Annotated in this window: 1 protein-coding gene and 1 pseudogene; one reads left to right on the top strand and one right to left on the bottom strand. The window is 73.3% G+C overall.

All coding sequences use genetic code 11. The features are described from left to right. Nucleotides 1-3,487, bottom strand: a pseudogene (locus tag ACFV7Q_RS38285) (beta-ketoacyl synthase N-terminal-like domain-containing protein); the annotation flags it as partial. Between the two features lie 389 nt (nt 3,488-3,876). Here ACFV7Q_RS38285 and ACFV7Q_RS38290 point away from each other — a divergent pair. After that, entirely contained in the window at nt 3,877-5,001 is a 1,125-nt protein-coding gene (locus ACFV7Q_RS38290; RefSeq protein WP_385435571.1) for a nucleotide disphospho-sugar-binding domain-containing protein, read from the top strand. Nucleotides 5,002-5,040 lie beyond the last annotated feature (39 nt).

The raw sequence follows: 5,040 nt of genomic DNA on the forward strand, positions 1-5,040 counted from the left end.
CCGCCTCCGCCAGCAGGCCGGCCACAGCACCGCGATCGGCACCGGCCCCGGCAACCACCTGACGGACCTCGGCCCCACGGCCGGCCAGGGCCTCCACCACAGCCGTGTCGTCCACACCCGCGGCAGGGGACACGACCAGCCACGTCCCCGACAGCCCCACACCACCGGCCGACGCATCCGCCAGCGGCTTCCACGACACGCGGTAGCGCCAGCCGTCCACCTCGGAGCGGGTCCGTACGCGGCGGCGCCACGCCGAGAGGGCCGGGACGACCTCGCTCAGCGGCTGTTCGCCGTCGGCGTCGAGTTCGAGGGCGGCGGCGAGGGCAGCCACGTCCTGGTGCTCGACGGCGTCCCAGAAGTCGCTGTCGGCCGGGTCGGCCGGGTGCGCGGGGGTGGTGAACGGGTCGGCGGTGGGGGTGCGCGCGTCCATCCAGAAGCGCTGCCGCTGGAAGGCGTACGTCGGCAGCTCCACGCGCCCGGCGTCCGTGCCGGCGTAGAAGGCGGCCCAGTCCACGTCGGTGCCGCCGACGAACGCGTGGGCGACGGCGTCGAGCAGGGTGGCGGTCTCGGGGCGGCCGGCGCGCAGCACGGCGGCGAAGGAGGGGGGCGCGGTCGCGGCAGCGGTGTCCTGCGGTTCGGCGGTGATGCAGTCCCGGGCCATGGCCGTGAGGACCGGGTCGGGGCCGAGTTCCAGGAAGGAGTCGACGCCCCGGGCCCGGAGGGTGCGTACGCCGTCGAGGAAGCGGACGGCGTCGCGTACGTGCCGGACCCAGTGTTCGGGGGAGGCGAGTTCCGCGGCGGTGGCGGTGGTTCCGGTGAGGAGGGAGACGAGGGGCAGGGTGGGGGTGCGGTAGTCGAGGACCTGGGCCAGGCGGCGGAATTCCTCCAGCATCCCGTCCATGTGCGGCGAGTGGAAGGCGTGGCTGACGGTCAGCCGCTTGGTCTTCCGGCCCTGGGCCTCGAAGGCTTCGGCGACGGCGACGGCGGCGTCCTCGTCACCGGCGACCACGACCGACTCGGGGCCGTTGATCGCGGCGATGCCCACCCGGTCGTCCGCACCGATCAGCGGCAGGACCTCGTCCTCCGACGCCTGGACCGCGATCATGGCGCCGCCGGCGGGCAGTGCCTGCATCAGGCGGCCCCGGGCGGCGACGAGCGCGCACGCGTCCTCCAGGGAGAGGACTCCCGCGACGTGGGCGGCGGTGATCTCGCCGACGGAGTGGCCTGCGACGAAGGCCGGCCGCAGGCCCCACGACTCGACGAGCCGGTATAGCGCCACCTCGATCGCGAAGAGCGCGGGCTGGGTGTAGGCGGTCTGGTGGAGGAGGGCTGCCTCGGGTGTGTCCTCGTCGGCGAACAGGACGTCGAGCAGCGGGCGTTCGAGCTGCTCGTCGAGGTACCAGCAGGCGTCGTCGAGGGCGTCGGCGAAGACGGGGAAGGTGTCGTACAGTTCACGGCCCGCGCCGGGGCGCTGGCTGCCCTGGCCGGTGAACAGGACGGCGGTGCGTCCTGCGGCGGGTTCGCCGTGGACGACGGCGGGGGCGTCGGCGCCGTCGGCGAAGGCGTGGAGGGCCCGGCGGAGGGTGGTGCGGTCGGCGCCGAGGACGACGGCGCGGTGTTCGAAGCGGCTGCGGGTGGCGGCGAGGGAGTGGCCGATGTCGTGGGGGCCGGCGTCCGGGTGGGTGTCGAGCCAGTCGCCGAGGCGTCGGGCGGTGGCGCGCAGGGCTTCGGGGGTCTTGGCGGACAGGGCCCAGGGCAGCGGTGCGGGGGCGAGACCGGGGGTCTGCCCGGTCGGCTGGTCGGTCGGCTGGTCGGTGCCGTCGTCGGCGCGGTCCTCGGCGGGCGGTTCCTCGATGATGGCGTGGGCGTTGGTGCCGCTCATGCCGAACGAGGAGATGCCCGCGCGGCGCGGGGTGTCCGTGGTCGGCCAGTCGACGGGGTCGGTCAGCAGCGAGACGGCGCCGGCCGCCCAGTCGACGTGCGGGGTCGGCGCGTCCACGTGCAGGGTCTGCGGCAGCACCCCGTGCTGCATCGCCATGACCATCTTGATGACGCCTGCGACGCCGGCGGCGGCCTGGGTGTGCCCGATGTTCGACTTCAGGGAGCCCAGCCACAGCGGTCGGCCGTCGGCGCGGTCCTGGCCGTAGGTGGCGAGCAGCGCCTGTGCCTCGATCGGGTCGCCGAGCCGGGTACCCGTGCCGTGCGCCTCGACGGCGTCCACGTCGGCGGCCGACAGGCCCGCGTTGGCCAGTGCCTGGCGGATGACGCGCTGCTGGGCGGGCCCGCTGGGGGCGGTGAGGCCGTTGCTGGCGCCGTCCTGGTTGAGGGCGGTGCCGCGGACGAGGGCCAGGACGCGGTGGCCGTTGCGGCGGGCGTCGGAGAGGCGCTCCACGAGGAGCATGCCGACGCCTTCGCCCCAGGCGGTGCCGTCGGCGGCGGCCGCGAAGGGCTTGCAGCGGCCGTCGGGGGCCAGGCCGCGCTGGCGGCTGAAGGACAGGAAGGAACCGGGGCTGGCCATGATCGCGGCGCCGCCGGCGAGGGCCAGGGAGCATTCGCCGTTGCGGAGGGCCTGGACGGCGAGGTGCAGGGCGGCGAGCGAGGAGGAGCAGGCGGTGTCGACGGTGACGGTGGGGCCTTCGAGGCCGAAGGTGTAGGCGATGCGGCCGGAGGCGACGCTCGCGGCGTTGCCGGTGACGAGGTAGCCCTCGAATCCGTCGGCGGCGTCCTCCAGGCGGGGGCCGTATTCCTGGGTTTCGGCGCCGACGAACACGCCGACCTGGCCGCCGCGGAGCCGGGCGGGATCGAGGCCGGCCCGGTCGAACGCTTCCCAGGAGGTTTCCAGCAGGATGCGCTGCTGGGGGTCCATCGCGAGGGCCTCGCGGGGGGAAATCCCGAAGAATGCGGCGTCGAATTGGTCGGCGTCGTGGAGGAATCCACCTTCGCGGGTGTAGGTGGTTCCGGCACGGTCGGGGTCGGGGTCGTACAGCGCGTCGAGGTTCCAGCCCCGTCCGGTGGGGAATTCCGTAATGGCGTCGGTGCCGGAGGCGACGAGTTGCCAGAGTTCTTCGGGGGAATGCACGTCGCCGGGGAAGCGGCAGCCCATTCCGACGATGGCGATCGGTTCGTCGCTGTTGACGGCGGCCGTGACGGGCGTCTCGGTGGGGGCGGTCCGGCCCAGGAGGAGGGCGTGGACGCGGTCGGCGAGGTGGGCGGGGGTGGGGTGGTCGAAGGCGAGGGTGACGGGGAGGCGCAGGCCGGTGCCGGCGACGAGGCGGGCGTGCAGGTCGACGGCGGCCAGCGAGTCGAAGCCGAGGTCCAGGAAGGAACGGTCGGGGTCGAGGGCGGCGGGGGCTCCGTCGCGCAGGGTGGCGGCCACCAGGGAGGAAACCCAGTCGAGCAGTGCCGCCCGCTGCTCGACTTCGGTCAGGCCGGCCAGGTGCTCGCGCCACTGCGCCTGGGCCGCCGCCGGGCTGGTGCCACCGGTTCCGCCCCGGGCGTCCCGGGGTCCGGCCTGAGTCCCGTCGGCCTCGGAGGAGCCGCCGATCTCCGGTGCGAAATCCTGGGACTCGTTCGACATCGCGCGCTCCACCACTCCGTACAGAGAACTCCAATACTGGTGAGACCCTGACACGCCGGAGGGGAGGCAGAAACCCCTAACAATCCCCCTACGAACCCCTAGGCGGAGACCGGATGAAAAAGCCTTGACTCTACGGGCGGGACTGACTCATGATGCCGCCGCAGTAAGGGAAAACACAATAATCCGAAAGGTTCTTACCAACGGAATGGCCGGACGTCAATCTGGCGTCCGCCGCATCCCGTTGCCGGGCGTCAGACCCGGCTCCTTCCGTTCACGCCACCCGAGAGGAATTCGTTCTCATGCGCGTTCTGTTCGTCACCTACCCAGCCATCGGCCATCTGTTCCCGACGATTCCGCTGGCCTGGGCGCTGCGTTCGGCCGGTCACGACGTGCTGGTCGCCAGCTCGGGTGACGCGCTGGAGGCGGCGAACGCCGGTCTGCACGTGGCCGACGTGTCCCCCGGTTTCCACTTGGAGGAGTTCCTCCAGACGGAGTGCGGGGAGCTGATAGCGCGGCTGCGGCAGCCGGGGGAGATCGACCCCATGGACGGGTTGAGGATGTTCGCCCAGCTCAATGACGCCCTCGCCGACGGCATCGTGCGGGCCGCCGACGCGTTCCGGCCCGACCTGATCGTGTACGAGCAGATCTTCGTGGCCGGTCTGATCGCTGCGGCCCGTCTCGGGGTGCCGGCGGTCCAGCACAACTTCGGTTGCGTGCGGGCGACCCCGCTGCGCCAGCTGACCGTGGCGTTGATGTCGGAGACGATGGCGCGGCACGGGGTGGCGGGCGTCCCGGACCGCGTGCCCACGATCGACATCGCGCCGCCGAGCATGGTGGAGGCGGAGGTGGACGGCTGGCTGATGCGACCGGTCCCGTACAACAGCGGTGCGGTGCTGCCGGACTGGGTGCTGGAGGAGCGGACGGGCCGCCCCCGGATCGGGGTGACGTTGGGCACGGCGACGGTGCACGTGAACGGTCTGGGCCCGGTCCAGCGCCTGGTGGCCGCCGCCCCGCAGGTGGACGCGGAGTTCGTGCTCGCCCTGGGCGAGGTGGAGACGTCCGAGCTCGGTGAACTGCCGGAGAACGTGCGGGTCGTGGGCTGGGTGCCGCTGGCGAAGCTGCTGGAGACCTGTGACGCGGCGGTGCACCACGGCGGTGCCGGGACGACGCTGGCCGCGCTCAACGCGGGCGTGCCGCAGCTGGTCCTGCCCGACGGGGCGGACCGCGGGATCAACGCCCAGGCCGTGGAGGACCGGGGCCTGGGCCTGAGCCGTTCGGCGGAGGACCTTGACGCGGAGCTGCTGACGCGGCTGATCACGGACGAGAAGATGGCCGCGGTGGCGCGGGAGGTGCGGGCCGAGATCGAGTCGATGCCGACGCCGGTGTCGCTCGTGGCGCGGCTGGAGGAACTGGCGGGCCGCTGATCGGCGGGCCACCGGGGCCGGTGTGGCGCGGGCCGGCGG

This window comes from Streptomyces sp. NPDC059851 (assembly GCF_042732005.1).
In the GTDB taxonomy this organism is placed as follows: domain Bacteria; phylum Actinomycetota; class Actinomycetes; order Streptomycetales; family Streptomycetaceae; genus Streptomyces.